General features: G+C 58.2%; 19 protein-coding genes. 6 read left to right on the top strand and 13 right to left on the bottom strand.

The window, feature by feature from the left end; all coding sequences use genetic code 11:
- The first annotated feature begins 57 nt into the window (after nucleotides 1-57).
- On the top strand, nucleotides 58-447 hold the full coding sequence (locus EPD60_RS13840; protein WP_131450117.1) for a response regulator: 390 nt from the start codon (nucleotides 58-60) through the stop codon (nucleotides 445-447).
- Here EPD60_RS13840 and EPD60_RS13845 read toward each other — a convergent pair.
- Complete coding sequence (locus EPD60_RS13845; protein ID WP_131450118.1) at nucleotides 444-1,856, bottom strand: DUF2330 domain-containing protein; 1,413 nt, start codon at nucleotides 1,854-1,856, stop codon at nucleotides 444-446. The genes EPD60_RS13840 and EPD60_RS13845 overlap by 4 nt on opposite strands.
- The gene (locus EPD60_RS13850) at nucleotides 1,840-2,712 is read right to left on the bottom strand and encodes an RnfABCDGE type electron transport complex subunit D (protein WP_131450119.1); all 873 of its coding nucleotides are present in this window, start codon (nucleotides 2,710-2,712) and stop codon (nucleotides 1,840-1,842) included. Before EPD60_RS13850 ends, EPD60_RS13845 begins: the two co-directional genes overlap by 17 nt.
- Nucleotides 2,713-2,867: 155 nt before the next feature.
- Here EPD60_RS13850 and EPD60_RS13855 point away from each other — a divergent pair, with 155 nt between their 5' ends.
- The gene (locus EPD60_RS13855) at nucleotides 2,868-4,103 is read left to right on the top strand and encodes an aminotransferase class V-fold PLP-dependent enzyme (protein WP_131450120.1); all 1,236 of its coding nucleotides are present in this window, start codon (nucleotides 2,868-2,870) and stop codon (nucleotides 4,101-4,103) included.
- A 70-nt stretch (nucleotides 4,104-4,173) separates the two neighbouring features.
- Here the strand turns inward: EPD60_RS13855 and EPD60_RS13860 are convergent, their stop codons facing one another.
- The 3 genes from EPD60_RS13860 to EPD60_RS13870 are packed head-to-tail and all read right to left on the bottom strand — an operon-like array spanning nucleotide 4,174 to nucleotide 6,364.
- Nucleotides 4,174-4,374, bottom strand: coding sequence for a hypothetical protein (locus tag EPD60_RS13860; protein ID WP_131450121.1), 201 nt, complete (start codon nucleotides 4,372-4,374; stop codon nucleotides 4,174-4,176).
- Nucleotides 4,375-4,413: 39 nt separating this feature from the next.
- On the bottom strand, nucleotides 4,414-5,028 hold the full coding sequence (locus EPD60_RS13865) for an N-acetyltransferase (RefSeq protein WP_131450122.1): 615 nt from the start codon (nucleotides 5,026-5,028) through the stop codon (nucleotides 4,414-4,416).
- A 40-nt stretch (nucleotides 5,029-5,068) separates the two neighbouring features.
- Nucleotides 5,069-6,364, bottom strand: coding sequence for an NAD(P)/FAD-dependent oxidoreductase (locus EPD60_RS13870; protein ID WP_131450123.1), 1,296 nt, complete (start codon nucleotides 6,362-6,364; stop codon nucleotides 5,069-5,071).
- 342 nt (nucleotides 6,365-6,706) lie between these two features.
- Between EPD60_RS13870 and EPD60_RS13875 the strand changes: the two genes are divergently transcribed.
- Nucleotides 6,707-7,735 (top strand): metallophosphoesterase family protein, encoded by a 1,029-nt coding sequence (locus EPD60_RS13875; RefSeq protein WP_207896671.1) that lies wholly within the window; start codon nucleotides 6,707-6,709, stop codon nucleotides 7,733-7,735.
- Between the two features lie 213 nt (nucleotides 7,736-7,948).
- On the opposite strand, the gene EPD60_RS13880 is transcribed toward EPD60_RS13875, so the two are convergent.
- The 5 genes from EPD60_RS13880 to EPD60_RS13900 all read right to left on the bottom strand — a co-directional run bounded on the left by EPD60_RS13880 (nucleotide 7,949) and on the right by EPD60_RS13900 (nucleotide 11,298).
- Nucleotides 7,949-8,431: an RNA recognition motif domain-containing protein gene (locus tag EPD60_RS13880; RefSeq protein WP_131450124.1), complete on the bottom strand. Its 483-nt coding sequence runs from the start codon at nucleotides 8,429-8,431 to the stop codon at nucleotides 7,949-7,951.
- Nucleotides 8,432-8,584: 153 nt separating this feature from the next.
- Nucleotides 8,585-9,025 carry a hypothetical protein gene (locus EPD60_RS13885; protein WP_131450125.1) on the bottom strand — a complete coding sequence of 147 codons (441 nt, stop codon included), beginning with the start codon at nucleotides 9,023-9,025 and terminating at the stop codon, nucleotides 8,585-8,587.
- Nucleotides 9,026-9,171: 146 nt separating this feature from the next.
- Entirely contained in the window at nucleotides 9,172-9,438 is a 267-nt protein-coding gene (locus EPD60_RS13890) for a hypothetical protein (protein WP_131450126.1), read from the bottom strand.
- A 152-nt stretch (nucleotides 9,439-9,590) separates the two neighbouring features.
- Nucleotides 9,591-10,727, bottom strand: a complete 1,137-nt coding sequence (locus EPD60_RS13895; RefSeq protein ID WP_131450127.1) for a DmpA family aminopeptidase — start codon at nucleotides 10,725-10,727, stop codon at nucleotides 9,591-9,593.
- A 235-nt stretch (nucleotides 10,728-10,962) separates the two neighbouring features.
- The gene (locus tag EPD60_RS13900; RefSeq protein WP_207896674.1) at nucleotides 10,963-11,298 is read right to left on the bottom strand and encodes a CHY zinc finger protein; all 336 of its coding nucleotides are present in this window, start codon (nucleotides 11,296-11,298) and stop codon (nucleotides 10,963-10,965) included.
- 46 nt (nucleotides 11,299-11,344) lie between these two features.
- Here EPD60_RS13900 and EPD60_RS13905 point away from each other — a divergent pair, with 46 nt between their 5' ends.
- On the top strand, nucleotides 11,345-12,847 hold the full coding sequence (locus EPD60_RS13905; RefSeq protein WP_131450128.1) for a hypothetical protein: 1,503 nt from the start codon (nucleotides 11,345-11,347) through the stop codon (nucleotides 12,845-12,847).
- Between the two features lie 147 nt (nucleotides 12,848-12,994).
- Here the strand turns inward: EPD60_RS13905 and EPD60_RS13910 are convergent, their stop codons facing one another.
- Nucleotides 12,995-13,756: an SDR family NAD(P)-dependent oxidoreductase gene (locus tag EPD60_RS13910; RefSeq protein WP_131450129.1), complete on the bottom strand. Its 762-nt coding sequence runs from the start codon at nucleotides 13,754-13,756 to the stop codon at nucleotides 12,995-12,997.
- A 107-nt stretch (nucleotides 13,757-13,863) separates the two neighbouring features.
- Complete coding sequence (locus EPD60_RS13915; RefSeq protein ID WP_131450130.1) at nucleotides 13,864-14,244, bottom strand: helix-turn-helix domain-containing protein; 381 nt, start codon at nucleotides 14,242-14,244, stop codon at nucleotides 13,864-13,866.
- Nucleotides 14,245-14,790: 546 nt separating this feature from the next.
- On the opposite strand from EPD60_RS13915, the gene EPD60_RS13920 reads away from it, so the two are divergent.
- Together EPD60_RS13920 and EPD60_RS17025 are read left to right on the top strand one after the other, a co-directional pair.
- Nucleotides 14,791-16,287: a malate:quinone oxidoreductase gene (locus EPD60_RS13920; RefSeq protein WP_131450131.1), complete on the top strand. Its 1,497-nt coding sequence runs from the start codon at nucleotides 14,791-14,793 to the stop codon at nucleotides 16,285-16,287.
- 44 nt (nucleotides 16,288-16,331) lie between these two features.
- Nucleotides 16,332-16,493, top strand: a complete 162-nt coding sequence (locus tag EPD60_RS17025) for a hypothetical protein (RefSeq protein ID WP_165871551.1) — start codon at nucleotides 16,332-16,334, stop codon at nucleotides 16,491-16,493.
- A gap of 103 nt (nucleotides 16,494-16,596) precedes the next feature.
- On the opposite strand, the gene EPD60_RS13925 is transcribed toward EPD60_RS17025, so the two are convergent.
- Nucleotides 16,597-20,040 carry a beta strand repeat-containing protein gene (locus EPD60_RS13925; RefSeq protein WP_131450132.1) on the bottom strand — a complete coding sequence of 1,148 codons (3,444 nt, stop codon included), beginning with the start codon at nucleotides 20,038-20,040 and terminating at the stop codon, nucleotides 16,597-16,599.
- Between the last annotated feature and the right edge of the window lie 106 nt (nucleotides 20,041-20,146).

Consider the following 20,146-nt stretch of genomic DNA (forward strand, 5'->3'; position numbering starts at 1 on the left):
GTCACCCGTACACCTGTTCCGGTCTTTCAAAAATTCTACTGCCAAAACGATCCTGTAATGACTACGGATAAGTTCATCATCTATGTCGAAGACGACGCAGATGACATCCTGCTGATGCAGGAAGCCTTCGCTGATATCGAAGGCTTCCGGTTGATGACCTTCAGCAACGGTGCCGAACTGCTGCACTACCTGGAGCGCGCCGTGTGTTTTCCCAGCCTGATCATTCTGGATGTCAACATGCCCGTGCTCAACGGGCGCGAAACGCTGCGCCTGCTCAAGCAGCACCCGATCTTCAGCACGCTCCCGGTTGTACTATTTTCCACCGGCAGCCAGGCGAGTGAGAAGCTGTTCGCCGCTGCATACAACACCGATCTCTTTGTAAAGCCATTCGATTTTCCTTCTCTCCACAAGATGGTGCGCCGCATTGTTGCCTACGCCCGCGTCTAAACTTCGCGGCGCGTGCCCCAGGCCGTCAGTATGGCTCCCACGCACAGTCCTCCGAGCAGCCACCATTCGCGGCCGGGGTCGCCGTCGGGCGGCAGGCGGTCTACCTGGGCATAGCTGCAGGAGCGGTCGATGCCGGTTTCGGGCAGGTCGGCTCGCGCCCAGGCCTTATAGCTTTCGCCCGAAAGTGCGTGCAGGTTGCGGAGCTCGCGCTGGCGCCGTTCGCGCAGCTTGTTCCGGTAGGCCTTCCACTCGGGGCAATCGCGTTCGCCGCTGGCCGGGTGCGTGATCACGTAGCGCGCCTGGTAGGCGGCGGTATTGGGTGTTTCCTGGAAAACAAGATCCTGCGGAAACGCACGCCGGTTGTAGCGGTAATGCAGGCGGGTGAAGAACACATTGTCGGCGGAGCCGTTTTCATTAAGCCACCACACGCCGGCCTGCACCAGGTCTTGCGCCGACGGCGCCTCCGCCACGCAGGGATCGCATTTTACATAGTTGTGCGGGCTCACATCCCAGGCATATTCCAGCAGGCTCACCGCCTGCCCCTCGCGTTGCCAGGTGTGGGTGAAGGTGTTGCCGTAAAAGCGACCGAAGTCTTTCTGCACAAAGAGCGGCAACTCCTGCCCGGTGGGCATGGCCACGGTGCGGTAGTTGGTGCACTCAACGCGCCCGCGGCGTGTAAAGGCATAAACGAGCAGGTCCTGGTCGCCGTCGCCATTGGCCATGCCGAGGCGGATGGGGAGCATGAACTTCGGGGAGCGGAAAGAGATCTGGATGGGACGCAGGAAGTTGCCGGCAAGCTTTTCTTTCTCGGCCTCGTTCACCTTCACCACGAAGAACTTGAGGTTACTCCTGATATAGGGTTCCAGCACTTCGTCGGCGCCGGCCGGGATGTGGTAGCCGTTTTGTGTAAGCCAGGTGCGCAGTCCCGACGACTGCTTCGCGCTCAGGATGAGGATGTCGTATTCGCCCACCAGGTATTTCGCTTCAATGCGCACGCCGAGGTCTTTGGCTGCGGTAGTGCTCATCGGCTGCGGCACTTCCCTCTTCTCCAGTGCAACGTCGTACATCACCCGGGCGCAGGGGTTGCCGTCGTAGTATTCCACCAGCCGCGGCTTGCTGTAATCGTTGAGCGTGCTGAAGACCGCGGGTTCGATCACGCGGATATCGTCTTTCCGTAGAACTACGGGCACCGGTACCACCATGGCGAAGTCGCGGGTATTGCCCTTGAAGTCGTTGTACATCGTGATGACGTTGCGGTCGCCGTCGTGCACCAGGATGACCTGCGAGGTCTTGTTCTTCAGGGTGCCATCGGCCTTGCTTACATAAAAGCCGCAGAAGGCGAGTGCGGGCTCGGCGCCCAGCACGAGCAGCAAAAAGGCGGCAATGGGTTTTCTAAGGTTGTGCAGCATGTTTGTCCGGTTTAATAAATGAGGGAAATGTGATGAGCGAATCTTTCCATGTAAAACGGTCTTTGGGCAGGAGGCGGTTGAGCAAGGGCACCAGCGGTGCCGCCAGCACCAGCACGGTCAGCGGGGTGTTGTACCACCACTTGAAGGCGGCGAGGTAGAAGGCGAGCGCGCCGATGCCAAAGCCCCAGGCGATGCGGGCCAGCGGGTGTGCCGGCGCCGTGCGTGGGTCGGAGATCATAAAGAAGGTGAAGAGGAGCAGCGAGCCCGTACACAGTGTATGTACAAAGTGATCGGGCGGCCAACCCAGCACCCAGAGCTGCCGCCAGGCCATAAGCCCCGCGTAGCCAGCAAGAAAGGCAAGGCTCACGTCGAGGTGTTGCACGCGGGTTACCACGATGGTGCCGAGCGTCAGGATAAGCAGGAAGAGCAGGGCGCCGCTGCCCCATTGCCCCGGCGACAGCCAGGCATTGCCGGTGAGCAGGAGCGTGGCCATAATGCCGAAGGCCGAGGGGTTGAACAGGTGGCGGCCGCCGTAGCGAAACAGGTACTTGGAAGCCACCGTCAGCGCCGCGGCAAGCAGGCTCGTGGTCCAGCCGTTGGTGCGCAGCAGCAGGCAAAGGCTTAAGGCGCTGATAAGCACGCTGAAGCCCCAATGCCGGAACTCGCGTACCGGCGGGATCCACCTGGCCTGGCGCATGCATTCAAAGGCGTATTGAAAGAGGAGGCAGCCGCCGACAGAAGCCAGGAGGTGGCCCCCGTCGATGTCCCACTTCAAAACAAGAAGGCCGAAACACAGGAAGAACAGTTGGAAGCCCGCCTGGAAGGCGCGCGGGTCGAGGAAAAGCCGTTTTCGCATATCCCGGTTTTCAACTGAGATGAAGCGGTGTACCGGATTGCACAAGCCGTAAACGATTTTTCCGGGAACGTGTGGATGACCGTAAGGTCATAAGTTGAGGGTCGCCCTGCCTGTCGGGCGCATGGTTTTTGTTGCTGGTAGCGAAACGAAAAAGGATGGAGCAGGAAACTTTTGGACTGGACATTGAGCGCATACGGGCGGGCATCCCGATGCTGAGCCATTATGTGAACGACAAGCCGCTGATCTACCTCGACAGCGCCGCGTCCACCCACAAGCCGAAAGTGGTGATCGACCGGATACACAAATATTATAGTTCGGAATACGCCAAGCCCGAAGAGGTGCACCATTTCAGTGAGCACACGACGAAACTCAGAGATGAAGCGCGGAAAAAGATGGCAAAGATGATCGGCGCTGCCAGCGAGAAAGAGATCGTGTTTACAAAGGGCTGCACCGAAGGCATAAACATCATTGCCAACGGCCTTGCGCAGACGCTGCTGGAAGAGGGCGACGAAATGATTGTGTCGCAGCTGGAGCACCATGCCAACATTGTTCCCTGGCTGATGGCGGGCCAGATCACGGGCGCCTTGCTCAAGGTGGCACCCATAACGGCTTCCGGCGAGCTCGACCTGGACGCGCTCGAAAGCGGCATCGGACCGCGCACCCGCGTCATCAGCGTATCGCATTCGTCGCATGTGCTCGGTACCATCTTCCCGGTAAAGGAGATTGCCGCCCTCGCGAAGCGGCACGACTGCATCCTGGTGGTAGACGGTGCGCAGGCGGCACCGCATATGCCGATCGATATGCAGGAGCTCGGCTGCGACTTCTATGTTTTCTCCTGCCATAAAATGGGATCACCCACCGGCGTGGGCGTACTCTACGGGAAGGAAGAGCGGCTCAACGAGCTGGCACCTCTTGTCGGCGGCGGCGAGATGACGAAAGATGTTCGTTTTGACGGCTGCACCTACGCAGATGCACCCAACAAATTCGAGGGCGGCACGCAGCCCTTTGCCGACATCATCGCCACCGGCACGCTGGTCGACTACCTGCAGGAGCTCGACATGCACAAATCATCGAAGTACGAACAGGCCTTGCTCCGTTATGCCACCGGAAAGCTCGGGGCTATCGACCGCCTGGTGATTCACGGCACGGCGCCCGAAAAGGAGCCGCTCCTGTCTTTTGAACTCGCCGGACTGGATGTAAAGAAACTCGAGCGCTACCTCGATAAAGAGTGGAACATTGCCATACGCGCCGGCGAGCTGACGGCGCAGCCGCTGATGCGGCACCTGGGCGTGCCGGGGCTGGCGCGCGTATCCTTCGCCTTTTACAATACCTATAAGGAGATCGATACGTTAGTCGAGGCGATACGGGCGTTTATCAGAAAAGAGGGATGAAGAAGATCTTGCCATCCCGGATCTCTGAATCTCGGATCTAAAACCAAAATCAGACATCCCACATCAGACATCAGCCATTCCCTTCACTGCCTTCGGCAGCTTCGGGCCGTGGCAGCGGGCTGTCGTCTTTCGAACGCGGGTGGCGTTCCTGCTGCGTCGTTTGCACGCGCTGCTCGTCTTCTTCGCTGGGGTTGTGCGTATTCACCGACGCGAAGCCCGGTGCGGGCGACTGCTCATTGTTGCGTGCGGCCTCGTATTGTTTTTCCGGCATAGCTGCTTTTTGATTCTTACCGAAAAGCGCGTGCCATCTTTACCCGAGGTGTTTGACGTAGCGGCTCCCTTCTTTTACGAAGCCCATTTTCTGGAGAAACTGCGCGTGGTTGTCGTTGCTCACCTGCTCGTATACGATGCGGCGCACGTTCTGCCGCTCCAGGAAGCTGCGGCCCTTGTCGAAAAGGAAGCGGCCCACTTTATAGTCGCGGTACTTGGGCACGGTGTAGTTGAGGTGCACGGTGAGCGTACCACCGTCTTCTACCGAAGCGGCAAATACGTTGGCGATGGCCATATCGCGGAGCACGAAGTAGCGGAGGTTTTCGCCGCCGCCTTCGCGGTAGTTGGGAAAATAGTCTTCCACATCCTTTCCGTAGAAGGCGAGGAACTTGCGCACGAGCGGGTCGCCGGCACCGTAGGGGATGAGGTCGAAGTCTTCCTCGGCGCGGTAGCGGTACACCTTCACCAGGTGGTACACGTTGATGACCAGCAGGAGCGTGTTGGTCAGGATTACCGGGAAGGCCCCGATCATCGATCCGTATACGATAAAGGCAAGGCAGCCGAGGGTATTGAACCAGCGGAACTGCAGGTCGTTGCTGACGATGAGGGAGAGGGCGAGAAAGAGGGTAGCGAGGTAGCCGAGCAGGGCGATCATGAGCGGTGTTGCGTTTTGGAGGGCCGCAAAGGTAATGGCTTTATACGAGCTCTTTGGCCGCGCGTCGCCGCCGCGGCCGGTACGTTCCCTTGAACAGAAGTCGCAGGCTCTGGTCGTACGTGAAATAGTGAAACACCCAGTTGACGAATACCTGCACCTTGTTTTTCACCCCGATGAGCTGCAGCAGGTGAAAACCCATCCAGGCCACCCAGGCCGCGAAGCCGCCGAAGTGCGCGTTGCGGAAGGGGAAATGATCCACAACGGCTTTGTTGCGGCCCACCGTGGCCATCGTGCCGGGTTCGGTATACTCGAAGTCTTTGGGCTTGCCGCCGATGCGCTGCCGCTCTATGAAGTTTTGCGCGAGGCTGTCGGCATGCCGGATGGCAACGGCGCACACCTGGGGCGCGCCGTTCGGGTAGTTGGGCGATTCCATATAGGCCAGGTCGCCGATGGCGAAGAGGTTGTCGAAGCCCGGCACGCGGTGCTGCCGGTCGGTGCGGATGCGCCGCGAGCGGGTGATGGCACATTGGGGAATGCCGGCGGGAATGTTGCCTTCGATCCCCGCAGCCCAGATCAGCAGGGCGGCAGGCAGGCGGCCGCCATCGTCGAGTGTGACCTCGTCGCCGTCATAATCGGTTACCCGCGTGTTGGTGCGCACGGTTACGCCCAGGGTCTCCAGGTATTGCCGGCTGCGGGTACTGCTGCGGGCGCTCATGGCGCCCAGCGTTTTGTCGGAGCCTTCCAGCAGGTAGATATTCATCTGCGAAAAATCGAGCTCGGGAAAATCCTTTGGGAGGATCCGTGCCTTCATCTCGGCCAGGGTGCCGCTCAGCTCTACGCCCGTAGGTCCTGCACCGGCGATGATGATGTTGAGCAGGCGCTGCCGCTCTCCGGCGTCGGGCGTCTGCGTGGCCAGCTCCAGGTTTTCGATGATGGCGTGCCGGATGTTGAGCGCTTCCACCGTGCTTTTCATCGGGTAGGCATAGCGCTCCAGGCTTCGGTTGCCGAAGAAATTGGTACGGCAGCCGGTGGCCAGTACCAGGTAGTCGTAGCGCAGCATGCCGGCATCCGTAATAATACGGTTCTCCTCCGCCAGCACCTCCTGCAGGGAGGCCAGCAGCACCTGCACGCGGCTGCTTTTGCGAAATACTTTCCGGAGCGGGAAGGAGATATTGCTCGGGTCGAGACCGGCTGTGGCTACCTGGTAGAAGAGGGGTTGAAACTGGTGGTGGTTGAGTTTGTCAACCAGTGTAATGCGGAAGTCGGGGTGCTGCTGCAGGCGGCGGGCAAGGCGAAGGCCGCCAAAGCCGGCACCGATGATGATCACGTGCTTCATGTTTGGCTTTTTGCGCGGGTGCGCGTGGAGAAATGCGATCGGATGCTAAGGTACCCCGGAAGCTCGGGGTACTGTCGGTGCCTTGTATGAACCCGACAAGCCGGCGGCTGAGGCGCCGCCTGCGGGGTTGAGTTGCCGGAGCACCGCCCGGTTTGTGGTATTTCCTTTGCCTGTTTGTGTAAGGAGCCTGTTAAAAGCAGGAACAACGCTTGTTAAAAGGTAACTCAGCCGGGAGGCGATACCATCGGAAATCCTAGTTTTAGGATCTGAATAATTTATAATCTGTTAAAGGCCTCCCCGGGTCCGGGTTATAAAGATTGGAGATTCAAAGCTTGCCTTCCTATGATCCTGAAAACAACCGTCCTGTTCCTGTTCGTGCTTGTCGCCATGAGCTCCGTAAAAGCACAAACTGTGATTGTATCCAACGAAAACGAAAAGACGCACGCCTGCGACAGCACCGAGATCGCCTTTGCCAGCGATACGCAGGCGCCGATGTGGGTGGAAACCCTTTGGCTGAAGGCCAACAACAACCGCACAGCGACGCGCCTGCTGTTCAACGACCTCTGCCGCCGTAAGCCCGGCGCGCTCTTCCTGCTGGGCGATGTGGTGAACCTGGGCTATAGCAATGCCCAATGGCGCCCGATGGACCGCTACCTCACGTCGCTCCGCGGAGAAGGAGTGCAGGTACATGCCATTCTCGGCAACCACGAGGTGATGGGGCGCCCGGTCGCCGGCGAGCGCAAGTTCCAGGAACGCTTCCCCGAGCATGTTCGTACCGGTTATGTACAGATCGTTGATTCGGTGGCGGTAGTGCTGCTGAATTCCAATTTCAAAAATCTTACGGAAGAGGAAGACCGCAGGCAGCTGGAGTGGTATGCCGACACCCTGAAAAGTCTGAACGCCGACCCGGGTGTGCAATACATTGTCGTAGGCTGCCATCATTCGCCCTACACCAACAGCAAGATCGTGGGCGCGAGCCACGCGGTGCAGCAGCGTTTTGTAAAAGACTTCCTGGAAACACCGAAGTGCCGGCTTTTCCTGTCGGGGCACTCGCATAACTACGAGCATTTTCATATCAGCGGTAAAGACTTCATGGTCATCGGCGGCGGCGGCGGCATTCACCAGCCCCTGCGCCCGAGCAGCGAAGAGATGAACGATACGGCACCGGATTACAAGCCGGCCTTTCACTACCTCACCATCAAGCGGCAGAAGGATCACCTCGTAGTGACCTCGCACGAGCTCACGGGCGACTTCACTGCTTTCAACGACGGACGCTCCGTAGCCATCCAGCACGACAGCGAGAAAGTGCTGGTGGTAAGCGCGCACCAGAAAAGTGCCGAGCCGATGACGGCTTCGGGGCCGATGAAGTAGACCTCACCCAGGCTCCTCTTCTTGAGGATCGGGGTTACCCCTGTTGTACTTTACTTGCACTTCGATACTTTACGCTGATTGTACTTCAAAAGAAAAGAGCGGATGCCATAAGCATCCGCTCTTAATATTAGGATCAAACGAGAGACTGTTCGAAACAGTAAAAATATTCCCGGGAGTCACCTCTCTCCCCTTGGAGAGGGGCCGGGGTTGAGGTCAGTAGCGACGTCCGCCGCCACCGTAGTTACCGCCGCCGCCGCTGTTGCCGCCGCCATAACCGCCACGGTCACCGCGATCGCGATTACCGCCGCCGCCGCCATAGCCGCCGCCGCCACCACGATTGCCGCCGTAGCCGCCACCGCCGCGGTTGCCACCGCCGCCGTAACCACCACCGCCGCCGCGGTTACCGCCATAGCCGCCACCGCCGCCATAGCTGCCGCCGCCGCCACCACCGGGTCCGCGCTCTTCGGCTTGCTTCACTACCAATTGTTTTTTGCCAAATGCAATGTCTTTCAGGTGTTCGATGGCGTCGAGGCCGTCCTGGTCGTTCTGCATGTCCACAAATCCAAACCCACGGCTCTTGCCGGTTTCCTTATCGATGGCCACCTTTGCCGAGTTCAGGGGTCCGAACTTTTCGAAGATTTCCGTCAGCTCCGCATCATCCATATCATACGGCAAGCCGGCTACAAAGAGTTTCATATGAAATATTGTAAAGTGATTGAAGCGTAAATCTAAGCAACTTTAATTACGCGGGCCCTTCTTTTTCCTGAATTGGCGGGCCTTTTAGCCGTTTTTTCTGAAAGACGAAAAACCTCCCGCCTTTGCGGGAGGTTTTATAATAAAAACGACTATCTACAGTTTGGAGCTCTGGTCGAAACGAACCCAGCGACGGGCGCCGGCCGACGACTCGAGTACCACCTTGTGGTCGGCATCCTCGAGGGTGATGAACCAGGTGATCCCGCTTTCGGTTTCCAGCTCGGTGAGGTCGGATACCCAGCGCTGTTTCAGGTCGAGGGCGGCCCGCAGGCTGGCCGGCAGGCTTTCTACCGACTGCTTGCGGGTGAGGGCTACCAGGGAACCTTCGGCATCGTACCAGGCGTTGGATACCACCCCGTCGAGGGTAAAGCGCACCTGGTAAAAGGCGCCGGTTTCGGTCCACTGTGCACCGGTGGCTTTACCGAACTGGGCGGTGAAAGCGGCAAGGGCCTGCGGGTTTTCGATGGTTTCGGCAGCGCGGGCGCTGTTGCAGATCGAGGCGGCGAAGATGCTGAGGGCAAAAAGAATCGTTTTCATGACTATTTATTTTGAGTGTCTTTGGATATGATTGACAACACAAAGATGGCATCCTGCAAGGTACTATGCAATACAAAGTAGTACAGAAAGCCGAATAGTATGGATGAACGGTTACTTTTGCCCTACCGGCTGGTAAAGCCCTCGAATCAGCGGCGGAAATTGGCAATGGGACCCTCTTCCACCCGGGTAACGGTGTGGGTGTCGCGCGCGGTAGAAAGCCAGACAGAGGCCAGCAGGCAAATGCCGCCCAGCAGGATCAGTCCCAGCACAAGGCCATTCTGAGGCTCGCCGTAAATCGTCTGGCGGTTGCCTTCCGTAATGATCACACGCTCGGCAGCGGAGCGGTAAATAGCATAGCCGATCGAAGCCAGGGCCAGGATAAGGAGGATGGGAATCCAGGAACGCTTGTCCATAGTTCAGTTTTTTGAACGCAGCACAGCAAAAGCAATACCACAGGAGGGAATCTGTCGATCTCCGATGTCCGATATCTGATTTGGCTGGCGCACGCAAAAAGGAAGGATCGCTATGCGATCCTTCCTTTAACCTAAATCAGATATCGGAGATCTTACATCTTTATCCGGTTGTATTTCTTCAGGATCTCCCGCAGCCGGTCGTGCGGCAGGGCGTAGTTCTTGTTGCCGTTGACGCCTTCCATCGTTTCAGCGCCCACCAGGGCATTGATGATGGCTTCTTCGGTAGCGGTGACCACAGCGCGGTACAGCCCGTCGAGCCGCTCCTTGGGCAGGGAGCTCCAGCTGGTCAGCGCCTCTTTTTCATTTTCAGCCGGGGCCTGGGTACTGAAGGCAAGAAAAATATCGCCGGAGGAGTTATAAGCCATGCCGCCGGTGCGGGCCACGCCGAGGGCTGCGCGCTTTGCCAGGAGCTTTACATACGAAGGCAGCAGCGGGGCGTCGGTGGCCACCACTACGATGATGGAGCCGTCTTTGGGCTTTGTATTATATACGGGCTTTAAATCGGTGATCTCGCGGCCCACCGGGATCCCGGCGATCAGCAGGTCGTCGCGCCCGCCGAAATTGGCCTGTACGAACACACCTATCGTGTAGCGCGCCGAGTCGATCCGAACCACCCGCGACGATGTGCCGTTGCCGCCCTTGAAGCCAAAGAGCGACATACCGGTGCCGCCGCCCACATTGCCTTCCGCTACCGCGCCGCCACGGGCGCTGTCGAGGGCCGACCATACGTGCTCGGTCTTCACATGAAAACCGTTGATATCGTTGAGGATCCCGTCAAAGGTTTCAGCCACCACGGGCAGGCCGAAGGAAAAGTCGACGATGCCGCCCTTCGAAAAGCGCCGCACGCTCCACTGGCCGATGGCATCGCGCACCGTACCGACGCTGTTGGTGTTGGTAAGGCCAATCGGTCCGTAGCCGAGGCCGTATTCGTCGATCACGGTAGTACCGGTCATCTCACCATCGCCGTTGAGGCAAAACCAGCCTCCCGTCCAGGGCTCGATGCTTTTTCCGCGCGGAAGGATCACGGTGACGCCTGTGCGCACGGCCGGGTCGCCCTTGCCGCCCTTCCCGCTGATCAGCGTCTTGTAGCCAACCTCCACGCCCGGCACATCGGTGATCGCATTATTCTTGCCCGGCGTTCCGTCGAAGGGCACGCCGAGGGCGCGGGCACGGGGCTTTTGCGCTGCGGCAATCGTTGTGGCAAGAAGCAGTGGGAGCAGGAGGCGCATGGTGTTTTCTTTGCCGCAAAAATACCCGTCCCTGCTGAGTTCCGGGGCCGCTACGTATCAACGGTGCAAAATGACGGATCGCCTGTCGGTTTTTTACACTATCTGTCTTGACCCCAGGGGAGCCGCCTTTTTGTGGTTGCCAAAAGGTTTTCCGCGACGAGCCGCAAGCCCTGTGCCCTTACCTGTTTGTGCCGGCAAAAAGCGCGCTCCGGCTGCACCTCAAACTAAACAGGCATCAGTCGCCTTCGAAATAAAAGTGATTGTGGTTGCGGCAGCCCGGGTTGAAAGCCGCGCCGCAATGCGGGCAATGGTAGTTGCACCCGAAGTATTCGTGGATGCTAAGCTCGGTCTTGCAGGCGCCGCACAGAATGGCTTTGCGGTTTCGCTCACTTTCGGGCCAGCGTTCCACTGCGTGCCCTGCAGCTTCTTCGTGGCAGTGAATGCACGGGTAATACTCATCGCAGCATTTGAAGCGGATGGCGATGATATCGCGCTCCGAGTGATAATGGATGCAGCGGGTTTGCCCGTCTACAGGGAAGCCTTTGATTTCGGGGTCTGATTTCAGCGCCACAGATCGAAGATAATAATCTACATTGCTTAGTCAAACCAGAACTGCAATGAACCTTCGCTTATCGTTACTCGTGCTCGCCTACACATTTCCGGCCTCGCTCTTTGCGCAAAAAGCTTTTCCTCCGGGAGCTGAAATGAAATGGTCGATTGCATCACTCCGTACCACAAGCAAATCCAAAGAAAGTACCATTGGCTATATGCTCGACCCCAGGGCATGGATGGTGCAGGTCGGCGAGAATGAAGTAGCTCTTGCCCAGGACCTTTACGATCTTAAAACAGGAGTTTGTAAGGTAAACCAGGATGGGCGTGTATTATGGAGCACGCCTGTTGATGGGCGCCTGATGCACCTGAGCCGGCTTGGCGAGCATATTCTTGCGTTTTATTTTCCTCCTAAAAAGGGGAATGAATACGACCGCGAGCTGAAGGCGATGCTTATCGATGCCCGCTCCGGCCGCATTCTCCGGGAAAACTCAATTGTAAAGTCCGGCGAGGAAAGTAATCTGCTGGATCTTCAGGTTCTCAAAGATGACGAGGGTGTTTTTCAGGCCCTGATCGTACGCGAAACTGAAGCAAATAAGATCCGACGTTTTCAATGGGAAGATATTAATAATACTTCTAAGATAGAGGCGCTTAATCTCGATGCCAATCTTGCAATTTCGGGAAGAACCGAGTTGGCATTCCCGGGCCTGAAGCAGTCTGAATTATTACACATTCATCAAGCCAAAAGCGGGAAATTCATTCTTGGTTTTTTTGCCGGCGATCAGTTAGTTGCTTATCGCTATACCAGCTCGGGCGCTGCTGACGGCCGCCTCGTGCTTACGCTGCCGGATGCAAAAGCCGGACGTTCGGCAAGTTGCCTGATCAGAAAAGGTGCTGACGACGAGCAGTTGCTTGCCAGCGCCAACTACGGTTCTGTTACCCGGGAGGCGAACCTTCTTATCAGCCGATTTGACTTTCGCGCGATGAAAGCAAGTTATTCGGTCCAGGAACTGAATCGTGCTTTCTCCGATCAGCTGCATCCGACGCCGGTTTCGTTTTCCGTTTCGAGTCCGAAGCTTCATAAGAATATCGGGTCGCTGCTGCCGGAAGGACTGTTTGAGAAAGGGGATACGCTTTTTGCTCTTTCCGAAATATACTACAGCACGGGCGATGGCTATCGCAGCAGCTCGGTAACCGATGCGGCCGTGTTGCAGGCATTCGATAAGAGCCTGCGGCCGATCGGAGCAGTGGCACTTGGAAAGTACTTTACACCTCCGCAGGCCCTGGGAGGATCAACAGGCTGGAAGCGCTACGGAAACCAGCTTTATCTTACCGGTACCGTGGTGGATGGGGCGATCAGCACCAAAAACTATTTCGCCAGCGTAGATCTCGAAAAACTGTCGGTCGCTTCGCCGCAGGCATTGGAGCGGAGCGGAGTGAAAAGCTATGCTGCGATCAACGGAGCGCGCACCATCTTCTTTCCAAAATCAATGCTGCTTGTTTTTGTCGAAGCGATGGGCCTTACGGGAGCAAAGACATCTACCTGGTTTCAAAAAGTCGATCTGCCGTAATTAATCAGAAGAAAAAGAGGAACAATCGCTCCTCTTTTTCTTTAAACAAAGTAATTCTCTTGAAGCTATCCGAATGGCGGCTCCCTATAGGTAGGAGAACACTTACACTTTCGCAAAAGATGTTAGCAGCAGACTACTTCTTGATTATTACGCATTGATCCCGCCACTCACTTCGATCCGCTGCGCGTTCACCCAGCGGGCATCTTCGGTGCAGAGGAAGGCTACCACCGGGCCAACGTCTTCGGCCACGCCAACCCGGCCCAGCGGCGTCATCGCAGATAGCCGCTCCTTGAGCTGCGGATTGTTGCGTATCGCCGCGTTGTTGAAGTCGGTTTCGATCGGGCCGGGCGCCACCACGTTGGCGCGGATGCCTTTCGGGCCGAGCTCTTTGGCGAGGTAGCGGGTAAACACTTCGATCGCTCCTTTCATAGAAGCATACACGGAATAGCCCGGGTTGACGAAGCGTGTAGTGCCGGTGGAGATGTTGATAATACCACCTCCGTCGTTGAGCTGCGGAAGCAGCGTTTGCGTCAGGAAATACACACCTTTGAAATGCACGTTCAGGAACTCGTCGAACTGCGCTTCGGTAACGGTGCCAAAGGGCAGCGTACCGCCAATGCCGGCATTGTTTACCAGGAAGTCGATCTTACGGCTTTCGAAGCGCTCCCGCAGCAGCCGCTCCAGCTCGCCTGCAAAAGCAGTGGCGGCTCCGGCAACAGATAGGTCGAGCGGGAGTGAAGCCGCCTTGCGGCCAAGCGCTTCGATCTGCTGCACCGTGTCTTCGGCGCCGCCGGCTTCGCTGCGGTAGGTGACGATCACATCGAGGCCTTTACCGGCGATGCTCAGCGCCATGTCTTTGCCCAGGCCGCGGCTTCCGCCGGTAACGAGGGCGATCTTGCTATTGCTCATAAACTATTTTTTGAAGGCACAAAACTAGATGCCGGCAGCAGCAGAAAATGGTGACTGCTTCAGTAAAAATGGTGACAGTTTCAGAATCCGGAGCGGCACCTGGCAACTCAGCCGGCAAGTGTTCGTTTGCGCCATTCTTTCGGCGTCATGCCGGCGAAAGCTTTGAAGAACTTGGTGAAATTGCTGGGGTCGTAGGTCAGCTGGCGCGCGACATCGCCAATGCTGCGGGCAGTGTCCGCAAGCAGCTCCTTAGCCAGCGCCAGCAGTCTTTCCTCGTAATGGGCGCAGGTGCTGCGGCCCGTCACTTCCTTGATGGTATTGCTCAGGTGCGTTGGGTGTACGTGCAGCAGCGCGGCGAAGTCGCGTATCTCCAACGCGTGCTGCGCGTCGCCGGCGCGCAGTTCGCCCATGTGCTGGTCGAGGGCTTGCAGGTACTGCCGGGTTAGCGCCTGCGGGCGAAGTCCCGGCGCGGCCGTTCTAATGTCCATCCGCTAAAGTTAGGGGGCGGACAAGAGCGCCCGGATGCTGAAATAGAAGCCCGGCATTTACCTGTTTTTCCCGAAACGCGCTTTCGGGAGGCGCTCCGGGCCCGGCGCCAGCGGGTAAATGATGGCCCGGCAGTCGGTTCAACCCGCAATTTGCCCCTTCTGCCTATGCCCCGGGGGCACACACCTATTGGTGCTGCAAATGCGCGTCCGGGCGCTGTACTTTTACATTGTCCAACGGAAAAACACCGATCCAATATCCAAACCGTAACCTGAATCGTCTTTTTCGCCGTCCCTTGAAAACCTGAGCCGTCCGACCTTTTGATGACCGTCCTTGTCCTTTTAACCTGACCCGTCCTACAAAAAGAACCTTTCCGATCCGGGCCCTTTTAACCTAAGCTGTCCGTTTTTAAGTCCGATCCTGACAACCACGTACCCGGAATGCTATCTGTACCTTGTTTTATTCCGTACCCTTTTACAACCTGCCACCGAACTTAGGCGCCCCACCGGGCGCTTTTTTAGTGGCATGCCTTTTTTGACCCGCTACGCATGGAAAGGCAACAGACTGATATCATTCTCATCGGTGCGGGGATCATGAGCGCCACACTGGGCGTATTGCTCAAGCAGCTCGAGCCGGGCTACCGAATACAGGTTTTCGAGCGCCTCGGCGAAGCCGCCACCGAAAGCTCCGACGCCTGGAACAATGCCGGCACGGGCCACTCGGCCTTTTGCGAGCTCAACTACACACCGGAACGCGAAGACGGATCCATCGATACCACCAAGGCTGTCAAGATCGCCGAATCATTCGAAGTGTCCAAGCAGTTCTGGTCTTACCTCGTCGAACACCAGATCATCAAGGTTCCCGATAATGTTATTCATCCCATTCCGCATATGAGTTTTGTGTGGGGCGAGAAGAATGTGGACTACCTCCGCAGGCGCTACAACGCGCTGCAGGAATGTCATCTTTTTCGCGGCATGGAGTTCAGTACCGACCCGGCACGTATTGCGGCCTGGGCGCCGCTGGTGATGCAGGGGCGCGAAGCCGGCGAGGCGGTGGCGGCAACGAAGATGGACCTGGGCACCGACGTCAACTTCGGCGCACTCACGCGCTGCCTGGTGGAATGCCTGCGTCGCGATGCGCAGGTCGGCATACACTTCGATCACGAGGTGGTGGACATCGAGCGCGAAGGCGACCAATGGCGCGTGCGGGTAAAAGACCTCGCCAGCGGCGAGCGGCGCGACGTGCTGGCGCCGTTCGTCTTTATCGGTGCCGGCGGCGGCTCGCTGCCCCTGCTGCTCAAATCGGGTATTCCCGAGGGCAAAGGTTTCGGCGGCTTTCCGGTAAGCGGACAGTGGCTGCGCTGCACCAACGAGAACGTGATTGCCCGCCACGAGGCCAAAGTGTATGGAACGGCCGCCGTAGGTTCACCGCCGATGTCGGTGCCCCACCTCGATACCCGCTGGATCAACGGCAAGCGCGAATTGCTGTTCGGTCCTTACGCGGGCTTTACCACACGCTTCCTCAAGCACGGTTCCGTGCTGGATCTGTTCAAGTCGATCAAGTTCTCCAACCTGAGGCCGATGGTGGCTGCCGGCATCCACAATATGCCACTCACCAAATACCTCATCGACCAGGTGCGGCTCACACCCGAGGCAAGACTCGGGTCATTGAAGGAGTACTATCCCGGCGCACGTATGGAAGACTGGGAACTGGCCATCGCCGGTTATCGGGTGCAGGTAATCAAAAAAGATGAAGAGGAAGGTGGTATTCTCGAATTCGGTACCGAGGTGGTGAGCGCCGCCGATGGCAGCATCGCCGCATTATTGGGTGCTTCTCCGGGTGCATCCACCGCGGTTTCCATCATGCTGTCGCTCCTGGAGCGCTGCTTTCCTCAAAAGGTGAATACACCGCAATGGCAAGGCCGCATCCGCGAGCTCGTGCCCAGTTATGGGCGCTCGATGGGGAAAGACGCGGCGCTGTTGCAGGAGATGCGCAGCTACACCAGCCGCGTATTGCAGCTGCCGTTGCCGGCGGCTGCTTCCTGATTTTTGGCACGGTTTTTCAAACCTTAAATGCAAACAAGTGCGATATGGAAATGCAGAACCACAACGGGGCACAAGGTAGAAAACGCAAGCCGCTGCAGCGCCCCACCCTGGTATACTCGGTAAAGCAAGGCGAGCACCAGTGCGGCACCTACACCCGCGAAACACGTCAGATCCCGGCAGCGCCGCTCTGGAAGGCACGTGCCTGATCCCGGATAGTCGTCACCGTTAGCAAACGATATTCATGTGCAGGGAATAAAAAACCCATCTCGCATCAGCGGGATGGGTTTTGTTTTTAGCATTTTCGTCAGCTTACAGCTTCACAAAGCGCAGCGTGATTTTGTTGCCGCGCGCCGGGTAGCCGGTTACCTGGTAGGTGCCGGCGCTCAGCCCGGGCACTGACAGCTGCAGGTCATTGCGGCCGGCGTTTACCGACTGGCTGAAGCGCTTCACCACGCGGCCCTGGGCGTCGGTGATGCTCCAGTCGATATTCATGGCGCGGCGGGCGGTGAGGCGCAGCGTCGTACTGTTGTGCACTATGTTGGGCAGCAGCATAGAGGCGCTTACTTCCTCGCTCACATTCGATACGGCGGTGCCGGTGCAGGTGCCTGTTCCTGCAGCGTTAACGGTCAGTGTGGCGCCCGTGGTGGTAATGCTGCTTCCGCAGGTGCCGGAAACCACTACGCGATACGTGCCCGCGTCGGAAGCCGTGGTTGAAGCAATCGTATAGGTGGGACTGTTCGCACCCGCGATCGGGTTGTTGTCTTTCGTCCACGCGTAGGTCAGGTTTTCGCCGGTGGCGGTTACTGCAAAGGATGCGCTCTGGCCTGCGCAGACTGTTTGTGCAACGGGCTGTGCCGTTACAGCGGTTGCGGCGCGCACCGTCAGTGCAACGGCATTGGCGGTCACCGTTCCGCAGCTGTTGGTGATCACTACATCATAGTTGGCTGCATCGGCGGCCGAAGGGTTGCTGATCGTGAGCGTGGCGCCGGTAGCGCCGCTGATGTTGGTGCCGCCCTTACGCCACTGGAAGCTGATGGGAGCCGTGCCGTTTGTTGCCACCGTGAAGGAGGTTGCCACGCCGGGGCATACGGCTTGGGCGGTGGGTTGTGTAGTGATGGTCGGAGCGGTGCAGGGCGGTTCGTCGGCACCCATGCTCGGCGTAGTGGTGCTGCGGGTCTCGCCGTCGAAGTCGGTCGTTACACCGCTCACCGGCACTGCCTTCAGGTTGGGATCCGTTGCCGATGCGCCGGACAGGTGCAGGTCGCCGGTAGACGGGTCAACGAAGGTTACTGCCACGTTCTTCGAGTTGGCCTCTTTACCGGAGGCTGTTTTGTAACCGGCGAAGTCGTAGGCGGTGCTTCCGTAGTAGGCCAGCGAAGCGGCCACGGAGGTGTACAGGTTGTTGTAGTCCGAGGTGGTCCAGCCAGTGCCCGGTGTTGTCGCGTTATTGTACAGCGCGTAGTTGCTGCTGTTGCCGGTGCGCACATTGTAGAAGATGTTGTTGCGCAGGTCTACCGCGGTGGTCACTGCAGCGCCATTGCGGGCGAAGGCTGCGGACAGGTTGGTGCCGGTAGCCGTGCCGCCGATGTATACGGTGTTGTGGAAGGCATTGATCTGTGTGGCAGTCGCATTGTTGTGAATGCCGATGGTAACGGCTGATGCCGGCGACAGCGAGATCATGTTATTGGTGACGTTAAACGTTCCCACCGAGCCGGAGCCGCGCAGGATGAGGCCGGCCACCATGCCGGCGGTGCCCGCATTGGGTGCCCGAAGGTCATAGATCTTGTTGGCCGAGATGCTGCTGGTGGTGCCACCGAAGAAGGCGCCGATGCCCGACACAAATACGGATGCGCCGGTGCTTTCCATGTTGTAGATGCTGTTGCCGTTGATCCGCAGCAGACCGGCGCCGCTGGTGCTGGATACGATGCCCTGTACGGCGGTGGTGGAGGTGCTTGCCGTGTTCGCCGCCGCTGCGCTGAACTGGTAGATGCTGTTGCTGTCGATGGCGAGCAGCGTGTTGTAGGTATTGCTGTTGGAGATGCCCCGGACAGTAGTGCCGGTGCCCGTGCTGCCCGACGAGAAATTGTAGATCTGATTGTTGCTGATCACACCTTCCGAAACCACACCTGTCAGACTTCCTGACTGGGTGACCACAATGCCGTTGATGGGGCCGGCCGTTCCGGTAGTTGCCGGCGAGGAAAGATTGTAGATCTGATTGCCGGAAATGTTGTTGGTGATGGTGGTGCTGGACGTCGTGACCTGCAGGTGGATGCCGGTGATGTTGGCATTTCCGGTGCCCGTACCGTTGTTCACGATGTTGCGCACCAGGTTGCCGGAGTAAGTGTAGGTGAGGCCGTTGTTCGACTGGAAGGCGATCAGGCCGATGAAGGTGCCGCTGGCTACGTTCGACTGGATGCTTCCGGCCGTGCTGCCGCCCACCGTGTTGTTGCGCACGCTGACAGCGCTGTGGCTGCCGGTTTCGATTCCCCGCAGCTGGTTGGCTGCTGTGCTGCTGCCGGCCAGCGTAATCGAGCCGAGGGTGTTGTTGCGGATGTCGATCGAGCCGGTGCCTGCAGCGCCGGTGACGATGCCTTCTACGAAGCCGGCTCCGGAACCCTGCAGGTTAACAGTGATGGCGCCTGTGCCTGTTGCTGCTCCGATGGTGTTGCCCGCGTTGGTTCCGATGGTCACCTGCCCACCTACAACCCGGATGCCGGTAAAGGCATAGGTGTTGGCTGCGGGCGTGGAAGTGATGTTTAGGTTGGTAATGGTGTTGCCATCTACGGCAGCACCGTTGGTGGGTCCTACATTGAAGTACATCCCGCTGACATAGTTACTGAAAGCGCCGGCGATGGTGTACGCCGTGCCGCCTGCGTTGGCCGCGCTTCCGCCGATGAAGTTGCCGGAAATGGTGTTGCCATTGCCGTAAGCAACGTAGAGGGGGATGTGCGTTGCCGATGCCGTCGACGTACGCGTGGCGGTCTGGTAGAAGGAGTTGCCCGTGATGGTGAAATTGGTGCTGAAAAGGTCAGTCAGCACGCCGCTCGACAGTCCGCTCGGGGCGAAGAAGTCGTGAATCAGGTTGTTCCTGATGGCCACGCCGTCGTTGCCCAGCGTAGCTGACTCACCGATCGAATAAATGGCAACTGAGGGTGTGCCGCCGGCAGCGGCGCCAATATCGTTATTGGAGATGGTGATGTTGGTATTGCCGGTAGCCACGGTCGACGAGTCGATCAGCACCGTGCCGGCAACGCCCGCGCCGAGGATGCTCGAGCCATTGATGGTGAGGAAATTCAGCGTGTTGTTCTTCGCGTCGTTAATCATCCGGATCGTGGAGGTGCCGGTTGTGTTCGAATTGTTCTGGAAGGTCAGGCTGCGGGCACTGCCGGTGGCTCCTACGCGTCCCTCGATGACTACGTTGTCTGCGCCGTTGAGATCAACGAGCGGGCCGCTGACCGAGCCGCTTACCGTGGCTGCGGCGGTAGGAACGATGGTGACCGAGGTGTAGCTGGTAGGTGCTACCGAGCCATTGAGCCGGGCTGTGGCCGTTTCCGTGGTGTTTCCACTGATGCTGACGGTGATGGCGCCGCTGTGCGTACCGGCATTGATGGCGTCGAAGGCGCTTTTCAGGGTTGTGTACGCCGTTGGCCCGGTGGTTCCGGCGGTTGCCGTCACGCTCACCTGCGCCTGTGCTGACAGGGCGCCGGCAAAAAGCGCTCCGCCCAGCAAGAGGTTCTTGTAGAATTTTCTCATAAGTAATCGATTGGTTATTTATTCTTGTAAATTATCGATTTTACCGGAATCGGGCTTCCGGCCATCAAATTGCGCTGGCCTGCTTCTTGCACCGCCTGGGGTTCCT

The sequence above is a fragment of the Flaviaestuariibacter flavus genome, assembly GCF_004337505.1.
GTDB classification, from domain to species: domain Bacteria; phylum Bacteroidota; class Bacteroidia; order Chitinophagales; family Chitinophagaceae; genus Flavisolibacter; species Flavisolibacter flavus.

Excerpts from the sequence above, each read along its gene's own strand:
- EPD60_RS13840 (WP_131450117.1), top strand. The coding sequence starts at position 58 with ATGACTACGGATAAGTTCATCATCTATGTCGAAGACGACGCAGATGAC.
- EPD60_RS13845 (WP_131450118.1), bottom strand. The coding sequence starts at position 1,856 with ATGCTGCACAACCTTAGAAAACCCATTGCCGCCTTTTTGCTGCTCGTG.
- EPD60_RS13850 (WP_131450119.1), bottom strand. The coding sequence starts at position 2,712 with ATGCGAAAACGGCTTTTCCTCGACCCGCGCGCCTTCCAGGCGGGCTTC.
- EPD60_RS13855 (WP_131450120.1), top strand. The coding sequence starts at position 2,868 with ATGGAGCAGGAAACTTTTGGACTGGACATTGAGCGCATACGGGCGGGC.
- EPD60_RS13860 (WP_131450121.1), bottom strand. The coding sequence starts at position 4,374 with ATGCCGGAAAAACAATACGAGGCCGCACGCAACAATGAGCAGTCGCCC.
- EPD60_RS13865 (WP_131450122.1), bottom strand. The coding sequence starts at position 5,028 with ATGATCGCCCTGCTCGGCTACCTCGCTACCCTCTTTCTCGCCCTCTCC.
- EPD60_RS13870 (WP_131450123.1), bottom strand. The coding sequence starts at position 6,364 with ATGAAGCACGTGATCATCATCGGTGCCGGCTTTGGCGGCCTTCGCCTT.
- EPD60_RS13875 (WP_207896671.1), top strand. The coding sequence starts at position 6,707 with ATGATCCTGAAAACAACCGTCCTGTTCCTGTTCGTGCTTGTCGCCATG.
- EPD60_RS13880 (WP_131450124.1), bottom strand. The coding sequence starts at position 8,431 with ATGAAACTCTTTGTAGCCGGCTTGCCGTATGATATGGATGATGCGGAG.
- EPD60_RS13885 (WP_131450125.1), bottom strand. The coding sequence starts at position 9,025 with ATGAAAACGATTCTTTTTGCCCTCAGCATCTTCGCCGCCTCGATCTGC.
- EPD60_RS13890 (WP_131450126.1), bottom strand. The coding sequence starts at position 9,438 with ATGGACAAGCGTTCCTGGATTCCCATCCTCCTTATCCTGGCCCTGGCT.
- EPD60_RS13895 (WP_131450127.1), bottom strand. The coding sequence starts at position 10,727 with ATGCGCCTCCTGCTCCCACTGCTTCTTGCCACAACGATTGCCGCAGCG.
- EPD60_RS13905 (WP_131450128.1), top strand. The coding sequence starts at position 11,345 with ATGAACCTTCGCTTATCGTTACTCGTGCTCGCCTACACATTTCCGGCC.
- EPD60_RS13910 (WP_131450129.1), bottom strand. The coding sequence starts at position 13,756 with ATGAGCAATAGCAAGATCGCCCTCGTTACCGGCGGAAGCCGCGGCCTG.
- EPD60_RS13915 (WP_131450130.1), bottom strand. The coding sequence starts at position 14,244 with ATGGACATTAGAACGGCCGCGCCGGGACTTCGCCCGCAGGCGCTAACC.
- EPD60_RS13920 (WP_131450131.1), top strand. The coding sequence starts at position 14,791 with ATGGAAAGGCAACAGACTGATATCATTCTCATCGGTGCGGGGATCATG.
- EPD60_RS17025 (WP_165871551.1), top strand. The coding sequence starts at position 16,332 with ATGGAAATGCAGAACCACAACGGGGCACAAGGTAGAAAACGCAAGCCG.
- EPD60_RS13925 (WP_131450132.1), bottom strand. The coding sequence starts at position 20,040 with ATGAGAAAATTCTACAAGAACCTCTTGCTGGGCGGAGCGCTTTTTGCC.